This window comes from Streptomyces sp. NRRL B-1347 (genome assembly GCF_000720325.1).
Taxonomy (GTDB): Bacteria; Actinomycetota; Actinomycetes; order Streptomycetales; family Streptomycetaceae; genus Streptomyces.
Genome location: NZ_JOJM01000016.1, coordinates 100,827 through 122,090, shown reverse-complemented (window position 1 = coordinate 122,090; position 21,264 = coordinate 100,827). Strand labels below are relative to the sequence as shown.

Below are 21,264 nucleotides of genomic sequence, written 5' to 3'. Positions count from 1 at the left end.
ATGGAGTCCGCAATTCCGTACCGCTCAATCGATTTTTCACCGTGGTGTGGTCCCGAGCCCGAATGCCCATCAATAGACGCGGCGGTAACTGCCTTGGTTCCTGCTGAGGGGCTTCGGGATTCTCTACGCGTGAATCCTATAAATACTGCAGGGTAATGTCGTTGTGGTACTTGCGAGTAAGAACGGGGGCGGACCGAGTACGGACATCGGCTAATCGCGACGGGCGTGGTGGGCCGCCGCGAAAGTACCCACGGTCGTCCGACGGCGGCAAGCAGGCGCACCAGGCGCACCGGACCTCCGGGCGGCCACGGGCGCCGTCCGGACCGTCCAGGAGGGGGCATACGCTGGGCGGATGCAGGACGAGTACCGCACCGTGGCCCGCGAGGGCGTGCACGAGACCGAGATCAACCGCTCGCGCTTCCTGTGCGCGCTCGCGCCCGCGGCCACCGAGCGGGAGGCCCAGGACTTCATCGCGCGCGTCCGCAAGGAACACCCCACCGCCACGCACAACTGCTTCGCGTACGTCATCGGAGCCGACGCCTCCGTACAGAAGGCGAGCGACGACGGCGAGCCGGGCGGCACGGCGGGCGTGCCGATGCTCCAGATGCTGCTGCGCCGCGACATGCGGTACGCCGTCGCCGTGGTCACCCGCTACTACGGCGGGGTCAAGCTCGGCGCGGGCGGGCTCATCAGGGCCTACGGCGGCGCCGTCGGCGAGGCCCTGGACGTGCTCGGCACCCGCACCCGGCGCCGCTTCCGGCTCGCCACCGTCACCGTCGACCACCAGCGCGCGGGCAAACTGCAGAACGACCTGCGCGCGGCGGGCCGCGAGGTGCGCGACGTGCGCTACGGCGAAGCGGTGACCATCGAGATCGGCCTCCCGGAGGCCGACGTCGAGCGGTTCCGCGCCTGGCTGGCGGACGCGACGGCGGGCAGCGCGGGCTTCGAACTCGGCGGCGAGGCGTACGGGGACGCCTGACCGGCCGGGCTTCACGGGGTCGGCCCCGGCCGTCGGCCGTCCGCTGCCACGTCGTGGCCGCGCGCAGTTCCCCGCGCCCCTACAGGGCGCTGTCCCGCTGGGGCGCCCGTGATGTCAGACCCTGCCGTTAGTCTCGGGGGCCATGAGGCTGCTGCACACTTCCGACTGGCATCTCGGCCGGGCCCTGCACCGGGTGAGCATGCTCGACGCGCAGGCCGCGTTCGTCGGCCATCTCGTCGCCACCGTCCGCGAGCGCGAGGTGGACGCCGTCGTCGTGTCGGGGGACGTGTACGACCGTGCGGTGCCCCCGCTCGCCGCCGTCGAGCTGTTCGACGACGCGCTGCACCGCCTCGCCGACCTCGGCGTGCCCACGGTCATGATCTCCGGGAACCACGACTCGGCGCGGCGCCTCGGTGTCGGCGCCGGGCTCATCGACCGCGCGGGCATCCACCTGCGCACCGACCCGGCGGGCTGCGCCGAGCCCGTGGTGCTCGCCGACGCGCACGGGGACGTGGCCTTCTACGGCCTGCCGTATCTGGAACCGGCGCTGGTGAAGGACGAGTTCGGCGTCGAGCGCGCCGGACACGAGGCGGTGCTCGGCGCCGCCATGGACCGGGTGCGGGCCGACCTGGCCGCCCGGCCCGCGGGCACCCGCTCCGTCGTCCTCGCGCACGCCTTCGTGACCGGCGGCGAGATCAGCGACAGCGAGCGGGACATCACCGTCGGCGGCGTCGCCTCCGTGCCGTCCGCCGTCTTCGACGGCGTCGACTACGTGGCCCTCGGCCATCTGCACGGCAGCCAGACCATCGACGAGCGCGTGCGCTACAGCGGCTCCCCGCTCGCCTACTCCTTCTCCGAGGCCGACCACCGCAAGAGCATGTGGCTCGTCGAGCTCGGCGCGGCGGGCGAGCTGACGGCCGCCGAGCGCGTCGACTGCCCGGTGCCCCGGCCGCTCGCCCGCGTCAGGGGCGACCTCGACGACCTCCTGGCGGACCCGGGCCTCGCCCGGCACGAGGACGCGTGGATCGAGGCGACCCTCACCGACCCGGTGCGGCCGGACGAGCCGATGGCCCGGCTCTGCGAGCGCTTCCCGCACACCCTCAGCCTCGTCTTCGACCCGGCCCGCGCCCCCGAGGAGCCCGGAGTGTCCTATGCGCGGCGCCTCAAGGACCGCACCGACCAGCAGATCGCGGAGGACTTCGTGACCCATGTGCGCGGCGCGGGCCCGGACGCCCGCGAGAGGGCCGTCCTGCGGGACGCCTTCGACGCCGTCCGCGCCGACGACATGCTGCGCGAGGTGGCCGGATGAGGCTGCACCGGCTGCGGATCACCGCCTTCGGCCCCTTCGGCACCACCCAGGACGTCGACTTCGACGAGCTGTCCGCCGCGGGGCTCTTCCTGCTGCACGGCCCGACGGGCGCCGGCAAGACCTCCGTCCTCGACGCCGTGTGCTATGCGCTGTACGGCTCGGTGCCGGGCCCCCGCCAGGGCAGCGGCCAGGGCGTGACCCTGCGCAGCGACCACGCCCGCCCGGACACCCGCACGCAGGTGTGCCTCGAACTGACCGTGGCGGGCCGCCGTCTGGAGATCACCCGGCAGCCCCCGTGGGAGCGCCCGAAGAAGCGGGGCACGGGCACCACGACGGACAAGGCGCAGAGCTGGCTGCGGGAGCACGTCCCCGGCACGGCCGACGTGGGGCAAGGCGGCGCGGTCGGCGCGGGCGCCGGGACCTGGAAGGACCTCAGCCGCTCCCACCAGGAGATCGGCGAGGAGGTCACCCAGCTGCTCGGCATGAGCAAGGAGCAGTTTTGCCAGGTCGTGCTGTTGCCGCAGGGCGACTTCGCACGGTTCCTGCGGGCCGACGCGGAGGCCCGCGGCAAGCTCCTCGGGCGGCTCTTCGACACCCGCAGGTTCGCCGCGGTCGAGCAGCGCCTCGCCGAGCGCCGCCGCGCCGCCGAGGCCCAGGTCCGCGAGGCCGACGCGGAGCTCCTCGCGGACGCGCACCGCATGCAGCAGGCGGCGGGCGCGGGCCCAGGCGACGCCGGGGCCGAGCTGCCGCTGCCGGACGTCGAGCCCGGCGACCCCGGGCTCGCCGATGCCGTCCTCGCCTGGGCCGCCGTGGTCCGCTCCGGCGCCCGCGAGCGGTACACCGTCGCGCGCTGCGCCCTCGCCCAGGCCGAGTCCGCCCGCGCCGCCGCGGCCGCCGGACTCGACGACGTACGCGAACTGGCGCGCCTGCAAAGGAGGTTCGCCGACGCGCAGGAGCGGGCGGCCCGCTTGGAGGAGCGCGCCGACGACCACCGGCGCGTGCTCGCCCGCATGGAGCAGGCCCGCAAGGCGGAGGCCGTCGCCCCCGCCCTCGCGCTGCGCGCGGACACCGACACCGACCACCGGCGCGCCACCGCCGCCGAGGCGCACGCGCGCGCACAGCTCCCGGCCGCGTACGCCGACGAGAGCGCGCCGGGCCTCGCGAGCGCCGCCCGCAGGGTCAGCGAGGAGCTCGGCGGACTCGCCTCGGCCCGCCGCGCAGAGCGCCGCCTGGGCGAACTGTCCGCGCAGCGCGCCGACCTGGACCGCCAGGAGCGGGCCGACGAGGAACTGCTCCAGGAGGCCGAGGCCTGGCTCGCCGACTGGGACGGCACCCGCACCCGCCTCCAGCAGGACATCGAAGCCGCCCAGGAGGCGGCGACCCGCACCGAGCACCTGGCCGGCCAGCTCAAGGCCGACCAGGAGCGACTGGACGCCGCCCGGCGCCGCGACCGGCTCACCGAGCAGGCCGCCACGGCCAAGGAGCGCGCCCTCACCGCCCGCGAGCACGCCGCCCGGGCCCACGAGCACTGGCTCGCCCTCAAGGAGCGGCGCCTCGCGGGCATCGCGGCCGAGCTCGCCGCGCACCTCGTCGACGGCGCCCCCTGCGCGGTGTGCGGAGCCACGGAGCACCCCGCCCCCGCCCGCAAGGCCGAGGGACACGTCGACCGCGCCACGGAGGAAGCCGCCCTCGCTGCCCACCGGCGCGCCGAGGAGACCGCGCAGGCCGCCGAGCGCGAGCACGCCGACGTCCGCGCCGAGCTCGCCGCGGCCACCGCGGCCGCGTCGGACACCCCCGCCGCCGAGCTCGCCGCGTCCGTGGCGGAGCTGCGGCAGGCGTACGAGACCGCCCGGGACCGCGCGGCCGGACAGCACGCCGTGCGCGAGGCACTCGCCCGGGCCGAGCACGAGCACGACCGCAGGGTCACGGCCCAGCAGGAGGCCGCGCGCCGCGTCGACTCCCGCGCCGCGCTGCGCGACGCCCTGGAGCGCGAGCGGACCGGCCTGGCGGAGGAGTTGGCCCACGCGCGCGGAGGCTGCGCGAGCGTCGCGGAGCGCACCGCCCAGCTGGAGCGCGGAGCCGCCCTCCTCACCGAGGCCGCCGACGCCGCACGCGCCGCCGACGACACCGCCCAGCGCCTGAAGGACGTCGACGCCCGCCTCGCCGACGCCGCCTTCCGCGCCGGGTTCGACACCCCGGCCGCCGCTGCCGCCGCGCTCCTCGACGACGCCCGGCACCGGGAGCTCCAGCACCGCGTCGACGCCTGGCAGCAGGAGGAGGCCGCCGTCCGCGCGCTGCTCGCCGAGCCGGACGCCGCCGCGGCCGCCCGGCGCCCGGCCGCGCCCCTCGCCGCCGCCGGAGCCGCCGCCGATGCCGCGGACCGGCGGGCGCGCGCCGCCGCGTCCGGCTGCGACGCCGCCGACCGGCGCAGGGCCGACCTCGACCGGCTCTCCGCCCGCTCCGCCGCGGCGGCCCGCCGACTCGCGCCGCTGCGCGCCGAGTACGACCGCGTGACCCGCATCGCCACGCTCGCCGCGGGCACATCGGCGGACAACGAACGCAAGATGCGCCTGGAGTCGTACGTCCTCGCCGCCCGCCTGGAGCAGGTCGCCGCGGCGGCCACCGCCCGGCTGCTCCGCATGTCATCGGGGCGCTACACCCTCGTCCACTCCGCCGACCGCGCAGGGCGCGGCCGGAGCGGCCTCGGCCTGCACGTCGTCGACGCCTGGACGGGCCGCGAGCGGGACACGGCGACGCTCTCCGGCGGCGAGACGTTCTTCGCCTCCCTCGCCCTCGCCCTCGGCCTCGCCGACGTCGTCACGGACGAGGCGGGCGGCGTCCGCCTGGACACCCTCTTCATCGACGAGGGCTTCGGCACCCTGGACGACCAGACCCTGGACGAGGTCCTCGACGTCCTGGACTCCCTGCGCGAGCGGGACCGCAGCGTGGGCATCGTCAGCCACGTCGCGGACCTGCGCCGCCGTGTGCACGCGCAGTTGGAGGTAGTGAAGGGGCGCGAGGGATCGGTGGTGCGGCAGCGCGGCGCCGGATGAGCCCGGCGCCCCGGCCGGCGAACCTCAGCGCCCCAGCGGACGCCTCGGCAGGGGAGAGGAGTAGACGATGCTCGTCGTCACGGCGCCGAGCGCGCCTATCTTCCCGGAGACCTCCTCCAGGTGCCGCATCGAGCGCGCGGCGACCTTGATGACGAAGCAGTCGTCGCCGGTCACGTGGTGCGCCTCCAGGATCTCGGGCGTCGCCCCGACCAGGTCGTGGAACGGCTTGTAGTTGCCGTTCGGATAGCGCAGCCGGACGAACGCGAGGATCGGCAGGCCAAGACGCTCCGGGTCGACCACGGCCGCGTACCCCTGGATCACGCCTGCCTCCTCCAGGCGGCGCACCCGCTCGGTGACGGCGCTCGGGGACATCGACACGGCCCGCGCGAGCTCCGCGTAGCTGGCCCTGCCGTCGCGCTGGAGGACCTCGAGGATGCGCCAGTCGGTGGCGTCCGTGGAATAACCGGTCATGCCCGAGAGGAAACAGGGAAAACCCCTGCTGATCAAGGGGTACGCCGGGAATCGTGAGTTCAGCGCCGACCGCGCGGCCCGTAGATTTTCGGCCATGAACACGATCACCGCCGCGAGCGCCACCGTCCCGAACCCCGTCCTCCGCGTGCCCCCGGCCGCTCCCGCCGCCGCGGCGGCCTACTTCGGCGCCAGCCTCGCCTTCCACGCCGACGTGTCGGACGTCGCCGCCGTGCTCGCCGCCGACGGCGACCCCGGCTTCGTCGTCCTCGACTCCCGCTCCACCGCCTCCTGGGACCAGGGCCACGTCCCCGGCGCCGTCCATCTGCCCACCGCGCTCGTCCCGGCGCAGGCGGAGGCCCTCCTGGACAAGTCGGTGCCCGTCGTCACCTACTGCTGGGGCCCCGGCTGCAACGGCGCAACGCGCGCCGCCCTGGCACTCGCCGAACTCGGCTTCCAGGTCAAGGAGATGCTCGGCGGCTTCGAGTACTGGGCCCGCGAGGGCTTCCCGTACGAGACCTGGGAGGGCGAGGCCCGGCGCGACGCGGACCCGCTGACGGCCCCCCTCGACGGGGACTGCGGCTGCTGAACCGGCCTCGCGACGGGGCCGGAACGGGGCAGGAGCACGCTCCTGCCCCGCCTCCTTGGCCCCGCCCCTTCGGAATGTCCCGCCGGTCAGAGCGCCGACAGCTCGTCCACCAGGTCGTCGAGGCCCAGCGAGCCCTGGGAGAGCGCCGCCATGTGCCAGGCCTTCGCGTCGAAGGCGTCCCCGTGGCGGCGGCGCGCGTTCTCGCGGCCGAGCAGCCAGGCGCGCTCGCCGAGCTTGTAGCCGATGGCCTGGCCCGGGATCGTCAGATAGCGGGTCATCTCGCTCGCCACGTAGTCCGATGGGCGGCTGCAGCGCGCGTCGTAGAACTCCTGCGCCAGGTCGGGGGTCCACCGCTCGCCCGGGTGGAAGCCGGAGTCCGCCGGGATCTCCAGCTCCAGGTGCATGCCGATGTCGACGATCACGCGCAGGGCGCGCATCATCTGCGCGTCCAGATAGCCGAGCCGCCGCTCCGGGTCGGTGAGGAAGCCCAGTTCGTCCATGAGGCGCTCCGCGTACAGCGCCCAGCCCTCCGCGTTGGCGCTGACGATGCCGACCGTCGCCTGGTAGCGGGACAGGTCACCGGCGACGTGCGCCCACTGCGCGAGCTGGAGGTGGTGGCCCGGAACGCCCTCGTGGTACCAGGTCGACACCAGGTCGTACACGGGGAAGCGGGTCAGGCCCATCGTCGGCAGCCAGGTCCGCCCGGGCCGGGAGAAATCCTCCGAAGGGCCGGTGTAGTACGGGGCCGCGGCGCCACCGGGCGGAGCGATGTGGGACTCCACCTTCCGCACCCGCTCGGCCAGTTCGAAGTGGGTGCCGTCGAGCGCCTCGATGGCCTCGTCCATCAGGGCCTGGAGCCACTCCCTGACCTCGTCCACGCCGTCGATGTGCGTGCCGTGCTCGTCCAGGTGCGCGAGCGCCGCCCACGGCGTCGCCGCGCCCGGCAGGATCTTCTCGGCCTCGGCCCGCATCTCGCCGAGCAGCCGGTGGTACTCCGCCCAGCCGTAGGCGTACGCCTCGTCCAGGTCCAGGTCCGTGCCGTTGAAGAAGCGGGACAGGAGCGCGTAGCGCTCGCGGCCCACCGTGTCGGGGGCGTCGGCGACGGCGGGCGCGTACACGTCTCGCATCCAGTCGCGGAGCGCCACGACCGCGCCGGTGGCCGCCTTCGCCGCCTCGTCGAGGTCGCCGCGCAGGGCGGCGGGCCCGGCCGCGGCGAAGTCCTCGAACCAGCCGCGCCCGTCCCGCGGCCCCGCCCACTCCGTGAGCTGCTCGACGAACGTCGCCGTCGGCCGCGGCGCGCCGAGCAGACCCCGTTCGAGGCCGAGGGCGAGCGAGGCGCGGTAGCCCTCGTACGCGGCCGGGACGGCGCGCAGCCGCTCGGCGATCGCCGCCCAGTCCTCCTCGGTGTCGGCCGGTGTGACGGTGAAGATCTCCCGCACCTCGTGCGGCGGGGTGCCCAGGTTGCCGACGGTGCGCAGCGGCTCGTCGGCCTCGTGCACGGCGAGCTCCGCCGTGAGGCGCTCGCGCAGCAGCCGCCCGCAGCGCCGCTCGATCGCCGCGTCGGCCCCCGGGCGCGCCTCGGCCTCGTCGAGCCGCGCGAGGGTGGTGCGCAGGAGCTCGACGCGGGCCGCGTGGCCGGCGGGGGAGAGGTCGGGCAGCCTGCGGTGGCTCTCCTTGACGCCGAGGTAGGTGCCGGTGACGGGGTCGAGGGCGACGAGGTCGTCGACGTAGGCGTCGGCGACCTCGCGGGGCAGCGGGCCCTGGCCGGTCGCGGTGCTTGCGATCTTCGTGTCTGACATGCGGACATCCTGATACGAGACCGGGGCGCGCGTCACGGGCGCATGCCGGGGACGGTGCGGCCGCCCCTGCCCCGGCGTCCGCCGCACCCCAGGAATGTTTGACTGACCGTTCCAGTTGCGGCTAGCGTCCTCCTCATGGCCAGGTCCAAGGAATTCGACCCCGACGTGGCGCTCCAGTCGGCGCTCGAACTGTTCTGGAGCCGGGGGTACGAGGCGACGTCCATGGCGGACCTCGTCGCCCACCTGGGCATCGGACGCGCCAGCATCTACGCGACGTTCGGCAACAAGCACGAGCTGTATCTGAAGGCCCTCGACCGGTACGCGGAGACGCGGGAGCCCGAGCTGGTCGACGAGTTGTCGCGCCCCGGGCCCGCGCTGCCCGGCGTGCGGATGCTCGTGCGCCGCTTCGCCGCCGAGGCCTCGGCCGCCGACTGCCGGCGCACCGGCTGCTTCATCACCAACACGGCCGCGGAGCTCGCCCCGCACGACGAGGCGGCGGACCGCAGGATCGAGCGGAACTGGGAAGGCCTGGAGGCGCTGCTGCGCTCCGCGCTGACCCGCGCCCAGGCGCAGGGCGAGATCCCGGAGGACCGCGATCCGCGCGCCCTCGCCCGCATGCTCCTCGTCCTGCTCCAGGGCATCCGCGTGGTCGGGAAGGTCTCCGGCGGACAGGACCGGGTGCGCGACGCGGCGGAGCAGGCGCTGGCGCTCCTGGACTGAACGGGACCGGGCGAGCCTGGAGGGGTCTTGATGAGCCCGAGGGCAGCCGGTCTTCGCATGCCCTAATAATGGAATGATCGGTCAAGAAGGGGCTGGTCGAAGCGACCGCCCCCGCAGGCCTTCACAGGGTCCGACGGGCCCGCACAGGAAGGAATCCCATGACTCGGCAGAAGGTCGCCGTGCTCGGCACCGGCACCATCGGCGCCCCCGTGGCGCGCAACCTGCGCGGGAAGTTCGCGGTGAGCGTGTGGAACCGCACGCCCGCCAAGGCCGCCGAACTGGCCGCGCTCGACGGCGTGGAGGCGCACGCCGACCCGGCCGGGGCGGTGGCGGGCGCGGACGTCGTGGTGACCGTGCTCAAGGACGGGCCCGCCGTGCGCGAGGCCATGGAGGCCGCGGCGCCCGGCCTCACCCGGGGCACCGCGTGGGTCCAGCTGAGCACCGTGGGCGCGGCCGCCACGGACGACCTGGCGGACTTCGCCGAGCACCATGGGCTCGTCCTGTACGACGCCCCGGTGCAGGGCACGAAGCAGCCCGCGGAGAACGGGCAGCTCGTCGTCCTGGCCTCCGGTCCGGGGGCCGGGCGGGACCGGGTGGAGCCGGTCTTCGACGCGATCGGCAGCCGTACGGTCTGGGTCTCCGAGGAGCACGGCGCCGCGAGTCGCCTCAAGCTCGCCCTGAACAGCTTCGTGTTCGCGCTCACCCACGGCGCGGCGGAGAGCCTGGCCCTGGCCGACGGCCTCGGCGTCGATCCCGCCCTGGTCGTGGACGTGATCGCGGGCGGGCCCCTGGACAGCCCGTTCTTCCGGGCCAAGGCGGCCGCCATGCTCACGGGCGGCCACACGCCCAGCTTCTCCGTGGCCAACGCGGCGAAGGACGCGCGCCTGGTCGTCGAGGCCGCGCGGTCCGCCGGCGTACCGGTGGACGTGACGGCGGCCGGTCTGCGCCGGTTCGAGCGGGCGGCCGATGCGGGACACGCCGACAAGGACATGGCCGCCTCGCACCTTGCCCCCGACGCCGGGGTCTAGGGTCCGGTGGCCCGTTCCCCCGCCGGAGCCCGGACCGTCCCGGGCTCCGGCGGGGGGCCGCCGCTCGTAGGCGAACTCACTGGTGGCTGTCGTACGGGAGGTGCGAGCGCGCTGGTGTCGTGTCCAGGCGCGCGGTGATGACCAGCGTGCCCTCCTCGATCTGGAAGTCGAGGGGCAGGGCGAGGCCGCGCATCGCCGCGACCATGCCGGTGTTGGACGACTGCGTCACCGCGTACACGTTGTCGCAGCCCGCCTCGGTGGCCATCGCGACGAGCCGGGCGAGCAGTTCGCGGCCGACGCCGCGGCGCTGCCACTCGTCCTCGACGAGCAGCGCGATCTCCGTCTCGTCCCCGTCCCAGAGCAGATGGCCGAGGCCGACGACGCGGCCGGAGGCCGTGCGCGCGGCCAGGGTGCGGCCGAAGCGCGGGCTCAGCAGGTGGTTCAGATAGCGGTCGGCGTCTCCCACCGGGCCGTGGTAGCGCATGCCCAGGGTGTGCTGGGAGCAGCGCTCGTGCATGGCCTTCGCGGCGTCCAGGTCGGAGGTGTCGGCGCGGCTGACCGTGATGTCGTTGCCCTCGGCGAGGGTCAGGACGTCCTCGCCGCGCGGCACGCGCGGGCCGAGCCTGGCGTCCAGCTCCACGAGGGCCCGCGCGCGGGCGAACTCCGTGGGGGTGAAGGGCAGATACGGACGCTCGACCGTGATCACTCCGCCTTCGGGGGCCCGGAGCCGCAGGACGGTGCCCTCCCAGGCGCCTTCGACGGGCACCGCCCCTTCGGTGCCCTGATCCTGCCGGGCGGGCAGCGAGCGGATCGTGCAGCGGCCCAGCAACTGGCGCAGCGCGAGCGGCAGTTCGGCCGCGTCCAGGGCCGTGCGGGTGGCGAGGCTCAGGATGCGCGTGGGCGCGTCCACCAGGTCGTGCGCGTCCGCCCGCTCGATCCAGGTGCTCGATCCGCCCGCCGCGGAGATCGCGCGCGTGAGGCCCGCCGCGGGCAGCGCGGCGGGCGCGCGCAGCAGGAACTCGTCGACCGTGCCGTCGGCCAGCGGATGCGTCTGCAGGCTGAGGATGTCGACGCGCTCGTGCGCGAGCGCCGTGCACAGCGCGGCCAGCGAACCCGGCTCGTCGCGCACGGTCGTCCGCATGCGCCACAGCGTCGACCCGTCTGCGGGCGGCGCTGACCGGTCCGCGGCCGCCGCCGGTCCGGACGCGGTGGCGGCCCGGTCCTCCGGAGCGGAGGTCCGGGCGCCGGTATCGGTCTCGGCATCGCCCGTGCCGGGCGGCGCATGGGTGTGGCGCCGCGCCCACCAGGTGTGGAACCCGGCCGTGGCGACCAGGACGACGGCCGAGACGAGCAGCAGCTCGGGCCCGTCCGGGCCGTGTCCCACGAGATTCGCCACGGCGTCCGCCACGGCCACGGCCGTGAACAGCGCGGCCAGTTCGATGACGTCCCGGCGCCAGTGGTGCACCGGCCGGCCGTCCTTCCTCCGTGTCACATCAGGCATGTCAGCACTCATACCGTCACTGTGGCTCAAGGGTGTTGCGTGATCGCGAACGCCTTGTGACTGATGGGTTAAGTGCGGTTCTGTCGCTTTCATTCCTTTTTGTTCACCGTGATGGTCCATCGATCTCCCCCGTCGGCCGTCACCGGCCCATTGATCGTCACTGACCTCTCGGTCGGTCCGACCCTTTCGACCGTCGCGGGCCTCCCGGCCCGCCCGGTCCTGTGGCCGCCGCGGGCCCGCGCGTCGTCACCGACCGCGGGCCGTCAGCGGCACCGCGTCCACCGTGGCGCACCGGTGGTCGTGCCGTCCAGCACTTCACCGGCGGAAGCGCCCATCCGTACGCGCCAACGGAAGCACCCGCGAGCGCTCACCGGCGGACGCGTCCGCCGGAGGCTCACTGGCCCACGCGCCCCGGCTGCAGCACCTTGGTGAAGAGCACGCCCCCGCCCTGCTGGCGCAGCCGCACCGTCAACTCGCCGCTGCCGCCGTCGATGTCCACCTCTCCGTAGTACGGCGGTGTCTCCGCCGGCGACGTGTTGGGCCGGTCCGGCGCTTTGACGAACGTCTGGTCCGGACCGAAGGTTCCATCGAGCTTCACGGCGGGGAAGCCGCCCGCGGCCAGCGGCCCGGACACGAACTCCCAGAACGGGGCGAAGTCCTTGAACGCGGCGCGCGACGGGTCGTAGTGCTGCGCCGAGGTGTAGTGCACGTCGGCGGTCAGCCACACCGTGCCGGTGATCCGGCGGTGCTTGATGTGCCGGAGCAGCTCGGCGATCTGCAGCTCGCGGCCGAGCGGCGCGCCCGGGTCGCCCTGCGCGACGGCCTCGAAGTTCGTCCGGCCGTCCGCGACGACCAGGCCGAGCGGCATGTCGGACGCGATGACCTTCCACACCGCGCGCGAGCGCGACAACTCCCGCTTGAGCCAGGCGAGCTGCTCGGCGCCGAGGATGCCCGTGGCGTCCTCCGGCTGGCGGTTCGGCGAGTTCGCGTTGCGGTACGTGCGCATGTCGAGCACGAACACGTCCAGGAGCGGGCCGTGCCGCAGGACCCGGTACACCCGCCCGTCCTTGTCGCCCGGGCGCTGCGTCGAGATCGGGTAGTACTCGCTGAACGCCCGCAGCGAACGCCCCGCGAGGACGTCGACGTCCTTCTCCGTGTAGCGCGGGTCGTCGAGGATCTGCCCCGGGTACCAGTTGTTGCGCACCTCGTGGTCGTCCCACTGCACGATGGAGGGCACCTGGGCGTTGAAGCGGCGCACGTGCTCGTCGAGCAGGTTGTAGCGGAAGTTGCCGCGGAACTCCGCGAGCGTCTCGGCGACCTTCGACTTCTCCTCGGTGGTGACGTTCCGCCACACCCGCCCGTCGGGCAGCGTGACGCTCGCCTGGATGGGGCCGTCGGCGTAGATGTTGTCGCCGCTGCACAGGAAGAAGTCGGGGTTGCGCCGGCGCATCTCCTCGTAGACCTGCCAGCCGCCGAGGTCCGGGTTGATACCCCAGCCCTGGCCCGCGATGTCGCCCGACCACAGGAAGCGCACGCCGTCCTTGCGCGAGCGGGAGACCGTGCGGAACGTGCCCGTGACCGGTTTGCCGGTGCGCCTGGGGTCGTCCGGGTCGGCCAGGAGCACGCGGTAGTGGATCTGCTCCCCGGAGGGCAGTTCGCGCAGCCGCGTCGTCCCCGTGAAGTCGGTGCGCGGGCCGAGCAGCGGCCCGTACCAGCGCTTGGGTCTGCGGAACGACTCGGTGGCGGAGGTCTCCACGATCATGCGGGCGGGGCGGTCGGAGCGGACCCACACCAGACCCGAGTGCGCGCCCACGTCACCGGCCTGCACGCCCCAGCGGGCGCTGGGGCGACCCGAGCGGGCGAAGGCCGGGGCGGCGCCGCCGAGCGCGGAGACGGCGGGCACGGCGAGCGCGGCGGGCACGGCGAGCGAGCCGCGCAGCACGCTGCGGCGGCGCGGGGACGGGCTCGACGGACGGTGTGACATGAGGGCGCCTCCAGAGACGGCGGTCGATCGGTGTGCGGAGTCACGTTTACTTTCGCGTCACGGCTCGCACGCGAACCCCAAGTGAACAACTGGCCATGGCCCCAGGGGAACCGCCGCGCGGGCCCGTCCGGAAGTGGCCCGGACGGCGCGTGCCAGGGCGCGCCGCACCCCAGCAGGACGTAAGGAGCCCCCGTGCCCGTCAACGGTTCGAGCCACATCCACATCGCCCGCATGGCGGGCACGCGCCGCTCATGGTCGGCTCGCCGGACGCCTCCTGGCACCTGGAGCTCGTCCACGAGCAGGCCGCCCCCGTGGAGTCGCGGCCCACCGAGGACCCCGACGGCTACCGCCTGGTGCTCTCCACGCGCGCGTGGTTCAACTCCTGACGCCCGCCCGGGGCGTCAGCGGCTCGTGTCGAGGATGACGCGCGCCACGCGCGCGGGGTCGTCGTTCATCGGCACGTGCCCGCAGCCGGGCAGCCGGACGAGCCGGGCCTCGGGGACGGCCCGCTTGGCGCGCACGCCCTGGCGGCGCAGCAGCAGCCGGTCGCGGGTGCCCCAGGCGATCGTCACCGGAAGGCCCGGCACATCGTCCCGGAACACCACGTCGCGCCCCGCGGCCAGCGTCTGCTCGAACCCGGTCGCGTACCGCAGCGCGAGCGTCTCGGCGACGACGGCCTCCGGCGCCCGGCGCGCGGGCCGGGCGTAGATGGTGCTCGTCAGGGCCGTGCGGCCCGCGGCGCTGCGGGAGAGCCGCTCGATCACGGGCACCGGCACGGCGGACGCGAGGCGCCGCATGGAGAGCAGCGTCGCGAACGCGTACCGCCGCTCGGCCTGGGTCCAGAACCCGGCGGGCGAAAGAGCCGTGACGGACCGTACGAGCTTCTCGCGGCCGAGCTCCAGGGCGAGCAGGCCGCCCAGCGAATTGCCCGCCACGTGCGGCCGCTCGACGTCCAGGGCCGCGCACAGCGCGGCGAGCGCCGGCACCACCGACGGCAGGCCGTACGCGAGTCCGTCCGGGAGCGGCGGCGACACGCCGAAGCCCGGCAGGTCCACGGCGATCACGTCGCGCTCGGCCGCCAGGACGTCCACGACCGGGTCCCAGGCCTGGCGGTGGTGCCCGATGCCGTGCAGGAGCAGCAGGGGCGCGCCGCTACCCGTGCGCCGGTAGGAGACGGTCACCGTGCGCGGCCCGCGAGGCGATTCGACGGCGAATGAGACCTCTGCCACCTCTGCGGCCATGACCACTCCTGACTTAGACGGCTTGTCAGCAAGAATTACCGCTCAGTAGCGCCGAGTTCAAGGGGCCGGTCGGCTCCGGCGGGGGAGGCGCGGCCGCGCACGGCTGTGATCCTCGTCCGCCCGTGCCCGCCACGGGTGGACAGCGGAGGGCCGGTGAGCTGGGATGGGACCGTGGCTACCGACACCGCGACCGACGTCTTCGAAGAACACCGGCCCGTCCTCATCGGCGTCGCCTACCGCATGCTCGGCCGGGTGGCCGACGCGGAGGACGTCGTCCAGGACGCCTGGCTGCGCTGGTCGACCGCCGACCGGGAGCAAGTGCGCGAACCGCGCGCCTACTTGGTGCGCGTCACCACGCGCCTGGCCATCGACCGGCTCCGCCACGTGCAGTCGCGGCGCGAGTCCTACGTGGGGCCCTGGCTGCCCGAACCCTTCGAGACCGACTTCGGGCCGACCGTCCCCGACACCGCGGAGCGGGCCATGCTCGCCGACTCCGTGTCGCTCGCCGTCCTCGTCGTCCTGGAGTCCCTCTCACCCCTGGAGCGCGCGGTGTTCGTGCTCCGCGAGGCCTTCGGGTTCCCGTACTCCGAGATCGCCGTCACCCTCGACCGCAGCGAGGCCGCCGTGCGCCAGCTCGCCGGCCGCGCCCGCAAGCACGTCGACGAGGGCAGGCCGCGCTACGAGGTCGACCCCGTCGAGCGGCGCGACCTGACCGAGCGCTTCCTCGCCGCGGCGACGGACGGCGACCTGGACGGCCTCATGGCGCTGCTCGCCCCGGACGTGCGCCTGGTCGGCGACAGCGGCGGCAAGGCCAGGGCGCCGCTGCGGGTCGTGGAGTCCGCCGACAAGGTGGGCCGCTTCGTGCTGGGCGCGACGAAGAAGGGCCTGCCGGACGCCGAGCGGGTCGAGTTCCGCTTCGTGGAGCTCAACGGCGCCGCCTCCGTCGTGTTCCTGGTGGACGGCAAGGTGGACAGCATCTTCCAGCTGGATGTCGCCGACGGTCGTGTACAGCGCGTCTACATTGTGCGGAATCCGGACAAGCTCGTGTCCCTGTCCGCCTAGGCCCCCGGCCTCCCGGACCAGGCCCCCGCCCGTGCAATGGGCGGGGGCTTCGTGTCGTCCGCGCGCGTGGGGGACGTATCGGTTTTCGTCACGCCAGGGGGTGAGGTGTCGACCCTTCGCGAACACCGCATGAATGCTCTGTGGCACCACTTCTGTGCGGGCAGTAACGGAAGCAGGATTGGTCTTGACCAAGGGTGGGTGCGGCTCTATCGTCGCTGAGATAGTGCAGGAACCTTTAATAAACAAGGCGCTGAAAAGCCGCCTGCGCACGGCGAATGCGGAGGACAGGGTGGGGACCACGCAGCTGGAAACGGTGCCGGAGCCGAAGTACTGGCACCTCAAGACCGTGCTCAGCGAAGCACTCGACTCCGAGTTCGCCGTCGGCGAGATCCTGCCGAACGAGCGCGACCTCGCGGCCCGGTTCGGCGTCGCCCGCGCGACGCTGCGCCAGGCCCTGGAGCAGCTGGAGCTGGAGGGCAGGCTGCAGCGCCGCCGCGGCGTCGGCACGACCGTCGCCCCGCCGCGCATGGGCGTGGCCGTCGGCACCGACCGGGGCAGCTGGCCCGGTGCGCCCGGGGACGACTGGCAGCCCGCCGACAGCGAGCCCGCCGTGCCGCCCGCCGACGTCGCCCGCGCCCTGGAGACCGGCCCGGACGAGCTCGTGCACACGGTCCGCCGCACCCGCGTCTCGCACGGCCAGCCCGTAGCCGCCGAGCTGCTGTACGTGCCGTCGTCGTCGGTGCCCGACCTCACCGCCATCGACGCCCCCGCGGGACCGGCACGCGCGCGTGCCGTGCTGCGGGAGCTCGACCGGCTCGACCTCGAAGGCCAGGACCGCGCCGTCGAGCTCGGCTCGGCCCGCGCCGACGACGCCCGGGCCCTCGACCGGCTGCCCGGCGCCCCGGTCCTCGTCGTCACCACCCGCTTCCTCGCGGGCGGCCGCACGGCGGCGCTCTCCGTGGCGACGTACCGGGCGGACACCTGCCGCCTCACGTTCGGCGACGAGGGCGCGGTGGAGATCCACCACGGCCCGGAGCGCCAGGCTTCCTGAAGCCTCAGTGGGGTGACGAACCCCGGACGGGCACAGAAATGTGCCCGTCCGGCGTTTGAGGACAAGCGCGCAGCGCGGGAAAGCCCGCACCTCACCGCCCCGCGGTCACGGTGCCCTCCACCGCGAACAGCTCGTCCTCCACATGGTCAAGCGCCAAGCGCAACGCGCCCGTCGCCACCGCGGCCTCGCCAAGGACCGAAAGGGCCACCCGCGGCGGCCTGAGGCAGTAGCGGGCCAGCTCGTGGCGCAGCGGGTCCAGGACGCCGTCCAGGCCCGCCGCCCAGCCGCCCACCACGACCAGCTCCGGATCGAGCGCGAGGACGAGCGCCGCCACGTCGTGCACCAGGCGCCGGATGAACCGGTCCACCGCCGCGAGCGCCCGCTCGTCGCCCTCGCGGGCGTGCGCGAAGACCTCCGCCACCGCCTGCTCGTCCAGCGGGTGCAGCGGCTCGTCCGTGGTCGAGAGCAGCGTCTCCGGCTTCACCTCGCGGCCCAGCAGGTGCAGCGCGCCGATCTCGCCCGCCGCGCCCCCGTAGCCGCGGTGCAGCCGCCCGCCGATCAGCGAGCCCGCCCCGGGGCTGAGCCCGGCCAGGACGAACACCACGTCGTCCGACTTCGTCGCCGCGCCCTTCCAGTGCTCGGCCACCGCCGCCGCGTTCGCGTCGTTCTCGACCAGGACCGGGCACTTGAAGGAGCGGCGCAGCCGCTCGCCCAGCGGCAGGCCCGTCCAGCCGGGCAGCGCCGTGCTGAGGCGCACCGAGCCGTCCGCCTCCACGATGCCGGGGCTGCCCACGCCGACGGCGCGCAGCGAACCGCGGGCCACCCCGGCACGGCGCAGCAGATCGGCGACCGCGCCGCGCAGCCGCTCCAGGCGCTCGTCCGCCGACGCCGTCTCGGAGACGTCCTTGGCCGCCGTGCCGAGGATCTTGCCGTGCAGGTCCGACAGGACCGCGGCCACCCGGTGCGGGCCGATCTCCAAGCCGAGGAGATGTCCCGCCTCCGCGCGGAAGCGGAACTTCCGTGCCGGTCGTCCCTGGCGCCGTGCCGCGCCGTCGTCCACGTCGGTCTCCACCACGAGACCGGCCTCGATGAGCCCCTCGACCACGCCCTCGACGGTGGGCCGTGACAGGCCCGTCGCCCGGGTGATCTCCGTGAGTGTCGCGAAATCCGCGGCGCGCAGCGCGTGCAGCACCACCGAGGAGTTGATCCGCCGTAGCAGAGATGGATCTCCGCCGGTCAGCCGCCCCAACGTCCGTCCTTCCATCTCATGCGCATGATGGGCGGATGGTACTCGGAAGGCGTCCGCCGGTGCGAGTGCCGATCGCGCCGACCGATTCCGGACCGCCTCATCCCGGGGCCACGAAACCGGACTCGTAGGCCACGATCACCGCCTGCGTGCGGTCCCGCGCGCCGAGCTTCGCGAGCACCGCGCTCACGTGCGACTTGACCGTCTCGGTGCCGACCACGAGCCGCTCGGCGATCTCCGCGTTCGACAGGCCGCGCGCCATCAGGCGCAGCACCTCCTCCTCGCGCCCGGTGAGCCCGGCCCGCGCGAACGCGGCCCTGGCGCCCTCCTCGCCCCGCTCCTCGCCGTGGCTGGCGGCGAGACGGCGCACCGCGGCCGGGAACAGCAGCGACTCGCCCTCGGCCACCAGGCGCACCGCGTGCACGATCTCCGCGGGCCTGGCCCGCTTGAGCAGGAAGCCGTCGGCGCCCGCGCGCAGCGCCTCGTACACGTACTCGTCGTTCTCGAAGGTCGTGATGACGACGATCTTGGGTGGGTCCTGCACGGTCCGCAGCACCGCGCGCGTGGCCTCGATGCCGTCCAGGAGGGGCATGCGCACGTCCATCGCGACGACGTCCGGGCGCAGCTGCCGCACCAGGGGGATGACGGCCGCGCCGTCGGCGGCCTCCCCGACGACCTCGATGTCGGGCTGTGCCTCCAGGACGGCGCGCAGGCCCGCGCGGACGAGGGGCTCGTCGTCGACGAGGAGCACGGTCACGGGCATCCGGCCAGCCTAGATCACGAGCCCGGGAGCGGCTCAGGGGGCCTCAGCGCAGCGGCAGTTCGGCGTGCACCCGCCACTCGCCGTCCGCGGGCCCGGTGCTCGCCCGGCCGCCGAGCAGCACGGCGCGCTCGCGGATGCCGCGCAGGCCGCTGCCGCCACGGCCGGTGGGGGCCGTCCGGTGCGGCAGGGCGTTGCGCACGTCGAGGGTCAGCCGGTCTTCGGCCACCGCGACGCGCACCCGAACCGGAACCGGACCCGCGTGCCGCAGGACGTTCGTCAGCGCCTCCTGGAGCATGCGGTAGCCCTCACGCGAGACGGGCCCCGGCAGGTCGTCCACCGGGCCCGACACCTCGGCGTCGACCTTGGCGCCCACCGTCCGCGCGGACTCCAGGAGCCGGTCCGCGGCGGCGAGGGTGGGGCGGCGGTGGGCGGGCTCCGCGTCCTCCCGCAGGACCCGGAGGACCCGCTCCAGGTCCTCCAGGGCGTCGCGGCCGGTCTCCTCGATGGCCTCCAGGGCGCGGTCGGTGAACGCAGGGTCCGCGGCGGCCCGGGCGGCACCGGCCTGCACCACGGCGACGGTCAGGGCGTGCCCGATGGAGTCGTGCAGCTCGCGGGCGATGCGGTTGCGCTCCAAGAGCTGCTCGGTGCGCTCCTCCAGGGCCGCCAGGCGCTCGGTGGGCGAGGGGCCGAGCAGGCTCCGGGCGGCGGCCGTGGCGACACCGCCCGCCGCGACCACCAGGACGCTCAGGCAGATCAGGGGCAGCGGCAGGAGCAGGGCGCTCCAAGCGGCCTGCTCCGGCCGGGGCAGGAACAGGCCGTCGTCGTCGGGGGCCTCCGAGGTCGTGCCGAGCAGCGCGAGCGCGTACCCGATGAGCTGCACCGAGGCCACGCCGAGCCCCCACCCCAGCTCCAGGCGCACCACGAGCCACACGGCGGTCCTGCCGCGGTCGCGCCACGAGGCCGAGGGCGCCCCGGAGACACCGGGGTCGACGGGGCCGACTCCGGGGTCCCCGGTCCGCGCCTCCGGCGCGTGCGCCCCGGGGAACAGCATCAGGCGCGCCTGGAGCCCCTCGGCCCGGCGCATCGCGGGCACCAGGGCGACCGCCGCCACGAAGGGGATGGGCAGCAGGGTGATGACCAGCCAGTCCCGCGCGGTGGCGCTCTCGACACCGTGGATCGTGGCCGCGGCGAGGACCACGAGGCCGCCGACGAGCAGATGCAGCCAGCGGGTGTAGGTGACCGCGCGGGTCAGCGGTCGCAGCAGGCGGATCATGCGGATCATCGTGCCAGCACGCGCGCGTGGCCCGGCTCCCCCGTGCGGGGGAGACGATCTCCTCGGCCGGGGGAGGCCCCGTACCGGCACCGGACGCGAGGGTTGCCCCATGACCAGCATCGACGTCCACCAGCTGACCAAGGAGTACGGCACCAGGCGCGCGGTCGACGACCTGACCTTCAGCGTCGGGCCCGGCCGCGTCACCGGCTTCCTCGGCCCCAATGGCGCGGGCAAGTCCACTACCATGCGCCTCGTGCTCGGCCTCGACCGGCCCACGTCGGGCACCGCCACCGTCGGCGGCCGCCCGTTCGCCACGTACGACGAGCCGCTGCGCCAGGTCGGTGCCCTGCTCGACGCGCAGGCCGCCCACGGCTCGCGCACCGCCCGCGACCACCTGCGTGCCCTCGCCGTCAGCAACCGGATCGCCGCCCCGCGCGTGGGCGAAGTCCTGGAGGAGACCGGCCTCGCCGCCGTCGCGCACAAGCGGATCAAGACGTTCTCGCTGGGCATGCGTCAGCGCCTCGGCATCGCGGCCGCCCTGCTCGGCGACCCGGCCGTGGTCCTCCTGGACGAGCCGTCGAACGGCCTCGACCCGGAGGGGATCATCTGGATCCGCGAGCTGATGCGCCGCCTGGCCCGAGAGGGCCGCACCGTGCTCGTGTCGAGCCACCTGATGAACGAGACCGCCACGTTCGCCGACCACCTCGTCGTCCTCGGCAAGGGCCGGCTCCTGACGGACACCCCCATGCGGGAGTTCATCACCGCGCACAGCAGTCCCCGCGTGCGGGCCCGCACCAGCGACCCGGCCCGGCTGCGGGCCGCGCTGGCCCGCGCGGGACACGACCTCGTCGAAGGCGAGGGCGGCGCGTGGACGGTCGAAGGCGCCCGCGCCGCCGAGGTCGGCGCGCTGGCCGCCCGCGAGGGCGTACCGATCCTCGAACTCGCCGACGAGGAGGCCTCTTTGGAGCAGGCGTATCTGGCCCTGACCGCACAGGAGACGGAATTCTCCGCGAGTTCCACGGGTCCCGTGAGCCTCACAGGCTCGACCAGTGCCACAGACTCCACCAGTACCAAGGGCCACACCAGTTCCACGGACCCCACCGGCGCGACAGACCACACCAGTACTACAGACCACACCAGTACGACAGGCCCCACCAGTACCACCGGCTCCGCGACCACCACGACCCACCAGGAGGCC

The 21,264-nt window shown here is 74.4% G+C and carries 16 protein-coding genes and 2 pseudogenes; 10 read left to right on the top strand and 8 right to left on the bottom strand.

Annotated elements, in window-relative coordinates; all coding sequences use genetic code 11:
- The first annotated feature begins 352 nt into the window (after positions 1 to 352).
- The 3 genes from IG74_RS0116530 to IG74_RS0116520 all read left to right on the top strand — a co-directional run bounded on the left by IG74_RS0116530 (position 353) and on the right by IG74_RS0116520 (position 5,341).
- Positions 353 to 979 (top strand): YigZ family protein, encoded by a 627-nt coding sequence (locus IG74_RS0116530; protein WP_030676817.1) that lies wholly within the window; start codon positions 353 to 355, stop codon positions 977 to 979.
- Between the two features lie 142 nt (positions 980 to 1,121).
- On the top strand, positions 1,122 to 2,288 hold the full coding sequence (locus IG74_RS0116525; RefSeq protein ID WP_030676801.1) for an exonuclease SbcCD subunit D: 1,167 nt from the start codon (positions 1,122 to 1,124) through the stop codon (positions 2,286 to 2,288).
- Positions 2,285 to 5,341, top strand: coding sequence for an AAA family ATPase (locus tag IG74_RS0116520; RefSeq protein WP_030676796.1), 3,057 nt, complete (start codon positions 2,285 to 2,287; stop codon positions 5,339 to 5,341). Before IG74_RS0116525 ends, IG74_RS0116520 begins: the two co-directional genes overlap by 4 nt.
- 24 nt (positions 5,342 to 5,365) lie before the next feature.
- Here the strand turns inward: IG74_RS0116520 and IG74_RS0116515 are convergent, their stop codons facing one another.
- On the bottom strand, positions 5,366 to 5,812 hold the full coding sequence (locus IG74_RS0116515) for an Lrp/AsnC family transcriptional regulator (RefSeq protein ID WP_030676793.1): 447 nt from the start codon (positions 5,810 to 5,812) through the stop codon (positions 5,366 to 5,368).
- 94 nt (positions 5,813 to 5,906) lie between these two features.
- Between IG74_RS0116515 and IG74_RS0116510 the strand changes: the two genes are divergently transcribed.
- On the top strand, positions 5,907 to 6,398 hold the full coding sequence (locus IG74_RS0116510) for a rhodanese-like domain-containing protein (RefSeq protein ID WP_030676791.1): 492 nt from the start codon (positions 5,907 to 5,909) through the stop codon (positions 6,396 to 6,398).
- Positions 6,399 to 6,484: 86 nt separating this feature from the next.
- Here IG74_RS0116510 and IG74_RS0116505 read toward each other — a convergent pair whose 3' ends face one another.
- A complete protein-coding gene (locus IG74_RS0116505) occupies positions 6,485 to 8,197 on the bottom strand; it encodes a DUF885 domain-containing protein (protein WP_030676789.1) in 1,713 nt (570 codons plus the stop codon).
- Positions 8,198 to 8,332: 135 nt separating this feature from the next.
- On the opposite strand from IG74_RS0116505, the gene IG74_RS0116500 reads away from it, so the two are divergent.
- Entirely contained in the window at positions 8,333 to 8,917 is a 585-nt protein-coding gene (locus IG74_RS0116500) for a TetR/AcrR family transcriptional regulator (RefSeq protein ID WP_030676787.1), read from the top strand.
- A gap of 158 nt (positions 8,918 to 9,075) precedes the next feature.
- Positions 9,076 to 9,945 (top strand): NAD(P)-dependent oxidoreductase, encoded by an 870-nt coding sequence (locus IG74_RS0116495; protein WP_030676785.1) that lies wholly within the window; start codon positions 9,076 to 9,078, stop codon positions 9,943 to 9,945.
- A gap of 76 nt (positions 9,946 to 10,021) precedes the next feature.
- Here the strand turns inward: IG74_RS0116495 and IG74_RS0116490 are convergent, their stop codons facing one another.
- A complete protein-coding gene (locus IG74_RS0116490; RefSeq protein ID WP_234334345.1) occupies positions 10,022 to 11,446 on the bottom strand; it encodes a GNAT family N-acetyltransferase in 1,425 nt (474 codons plus the stop codon).
- A 394-nt stretch (positions 11,447 to 11,840) separates the two neighbouring features.
- The gene (locus IG74_RS0116485) at positions 11,841 to 13,430 is read right to left on the bottom strand and encodes an alkaline phosphatase D family protein (RefSeq protein ID WP_030676779.1); all 1,590 of its coding nucleotides are present in this window, start codon (positions 13,428 to 13,430) and stop codon (positions 11,841 to 11,843) included.
- A 233-nt stretch (positions 13,431 to 13,663) separates the two neighbouring features.
- On the opposite strand from IG74_RS0116485, the pseudogene IG74_RS50980 reads away from it, so the two are divergent.
- Positions 13,664 to 13,816, top strand: a pseudogene (locus IG74_RS50980) (VOC family protein); the annotation flags it as partial.
- A gap of 15 nt (positions 13,817 to 13,831) precedes the next feature.
- On the opposite strand, the gene IG74_RS0116475 reads toward IG74_RS50980, so the two are convergent.
- A complete protein-coding gene (locus IG74_RS0116475; protein ID WP_030676776.1) occupies positions 13,832 to 14,671 on the bottom strand; it encodes an alpha/beta fold hydrolase in 840 nt (279 codons plus the stop codon).
- 171 nt (positions 14,672 to 14,842) lie between these two features.
- Here IG74_RS0116475 and IG74_RS0116470 point away from each other — a divergent pair, with 171 nt between their 5' ends.
- Both IG74_RS0116470 and IG74_RS0116465 read left to right on the top strand, forming a co-directional pair.
- On the top strand, positions 14,843 to 15,733 hold the full coding sequence (locus tag IG74_RS0116470; RefSeq protein ID WP_030676773.1) for an RNA polymerase sigma-70 factor: 891 nt from the start codon (positions 14,843 to 14,845) through the stop codon (positions 15,731 to 15,733).
- 289 nt (positions 15,734 to 16,022) lie between these two features.
- Complete coding sequence (locus tag IG74_RS0116465; protein ID WP_030676769.1) at positions 16,023 to 16,784, top strand: GntR family transcriptional regulator; 762 nt, start codon at positions 16,023 to 16,025, stop codon at positions 16,782 to 16,784.
- A 91-nt stretch (positions 16,785 to 16,875) separates the two neighbouring features.
- Here the strand turns inward: IG74_RS0116465 and IG74_RS0116460 are convergent, their stop codons facing one another.
- From IG74_RS0116460 to IG74_RS0116450, 3 genes are all read right to left on the bottom strand, one after another.
- Positions 16,876 to 18,033: an ROK family transcriptional regulator gene (locus IG74_RS0116460; RefSeq protein WP_030676766.1), complete on the bottom strand. Its 1,158-nt coding sequence runs from the start codon at positions 18,031 to 18,033 to the stop codon at positions 16,876 to 16,878.
- A gap of 97 nt (positions 18,034 to 18,130) precedes the next feature.
- Complete coding sequence (locus IG74_RS0116455; protein ID WP_030676763.1) at positions 18,131 to 18,793, bottom strand: response regulator transcription factor; 663 nt, start codon at positions 18,791 to 18,793, stop codon at positions 18,131 to 18,133.
- A 43-nt stretch (positions 18,794 to 18,836) separates the two neighbouring features.
- Entirely contained in the window at positions 18,837 to 20,066 is a 1,230-nt protein-coding gene (locus tag IG74_RS0116450) for a sensor histidine kinase (RefSeq protein ID WP_030676761.1), read from the bottom strand.
- Positions 20,067 to 20,175: 109 nt separating this feature from the next.
- Here IG74_RS0116450 and IG74_RS0116445 point away from each other — a divergent pair.
- Positions 20,176 to 21,078, top strand: a pseudogene (locus IG74_RS0116445) (ABC transporter ATP-binding protein); the annotation flags it as partial.
- Positions 21,079 to 21,264 lie beyond the last annotated feature (186 nt).

Excerpts from the sequence above, each read along its gene's own strand:
- IG74_RS0116495 (WP_030676785.1), top strand. The coding sequence starts at position 9,076 with ATGACTCGGCAGAAGGTCGCCGTGCTCGGCACCGGCACCATCGGCGCC.
- IG74_RS0116485 (WP_030676779.1), bottom strand. The coding sequence starts at position 13,430 with ATGTCACACCGTCCGTCGAGCCCGTCCCCGCGCCGCCGCAGCGTGCTG.
- IG74_RS0116525 (WP_030676801.1), top strand. The coding sequence starts at position 1,122 with ATGAGGCTGCTGCACACTTCCGACTGGCATCTCGGCCGGGCCCTGCAC.
- IG74_RS0116505 (WP_030676789.1), bottom strand. The coding sequence starts at position 8,197 with ATGTCAGACACGAAGATCGCAAGCACCGCGACCGGCCAGGGCCCGCTG.
- IG74_RS0116500 (WP_030676787.1), top strand. The coding sequence starts at position 8,333 with ATGGCCAGGTCCAAGGAATTCGACCCCGACGTGGCGCTCCAGTCGGCG.
- IG74_RS0116530 (WP_030676817.1), top strand. The coding sequence starts at position 353 with ATGCAGGACGAGTACCGCACCGTGGCCCGCGAGGGCGTGCACGAGACC.
- IG74_RS0116450 (WP_030676761.1), bottom strand. The coding sequence starts at position 20,066 with ATGATCCGCCTGCTGCGACCGCTGACCCGCGCGGTCACCTACACCCGC.
- IG74_RS0116455 (WP_030676763.1), bottom strand. The coding sequence starts at position 18,793 with ATGCCCGTGACCGTGCTCCTCGTCGACGACGAGCCCCTCGTCCGCGCG.
- IG74_RS0116520 (WP_030676796.1), top strand. The coding sequence starts at position 2,285 with ATGAGGCTGCACCGGCTGCGGATCACCGCCTTCGGCCCCTTCGGCACC.
- IG74_RS0116490 (WP_234334345.1), bottom strand. The coding sequence starts at position 11,446 with ATGCCTGATGTGACACGGAGGAAGGACGGCCGGCCGGTGCACCACTGG.
- IG74_RS0116510 (WP_030676791.1), top strand. The coding sequence starts at position 5,907 with ATGAACACGATCACCGCCGCGAGCGCCACCGTCCCGAACCCCGTCCTC.
- IG74_RS0116475 (WP_030676776.1), bottom strand. The coding sequence starts at position 14,671 with ATGGCCGCAGAGGTGGCAGAGGTCTCATTCGCCGTCGAATCGCCTCGC.
- IG74_RS0116515 (WP_030676793.1), bottom strand. The coding sequence starts at position 5,812 with ATGACCGGTTATTCCACGGACGCCACCGACTGGCGCATCCTCGAGGTC.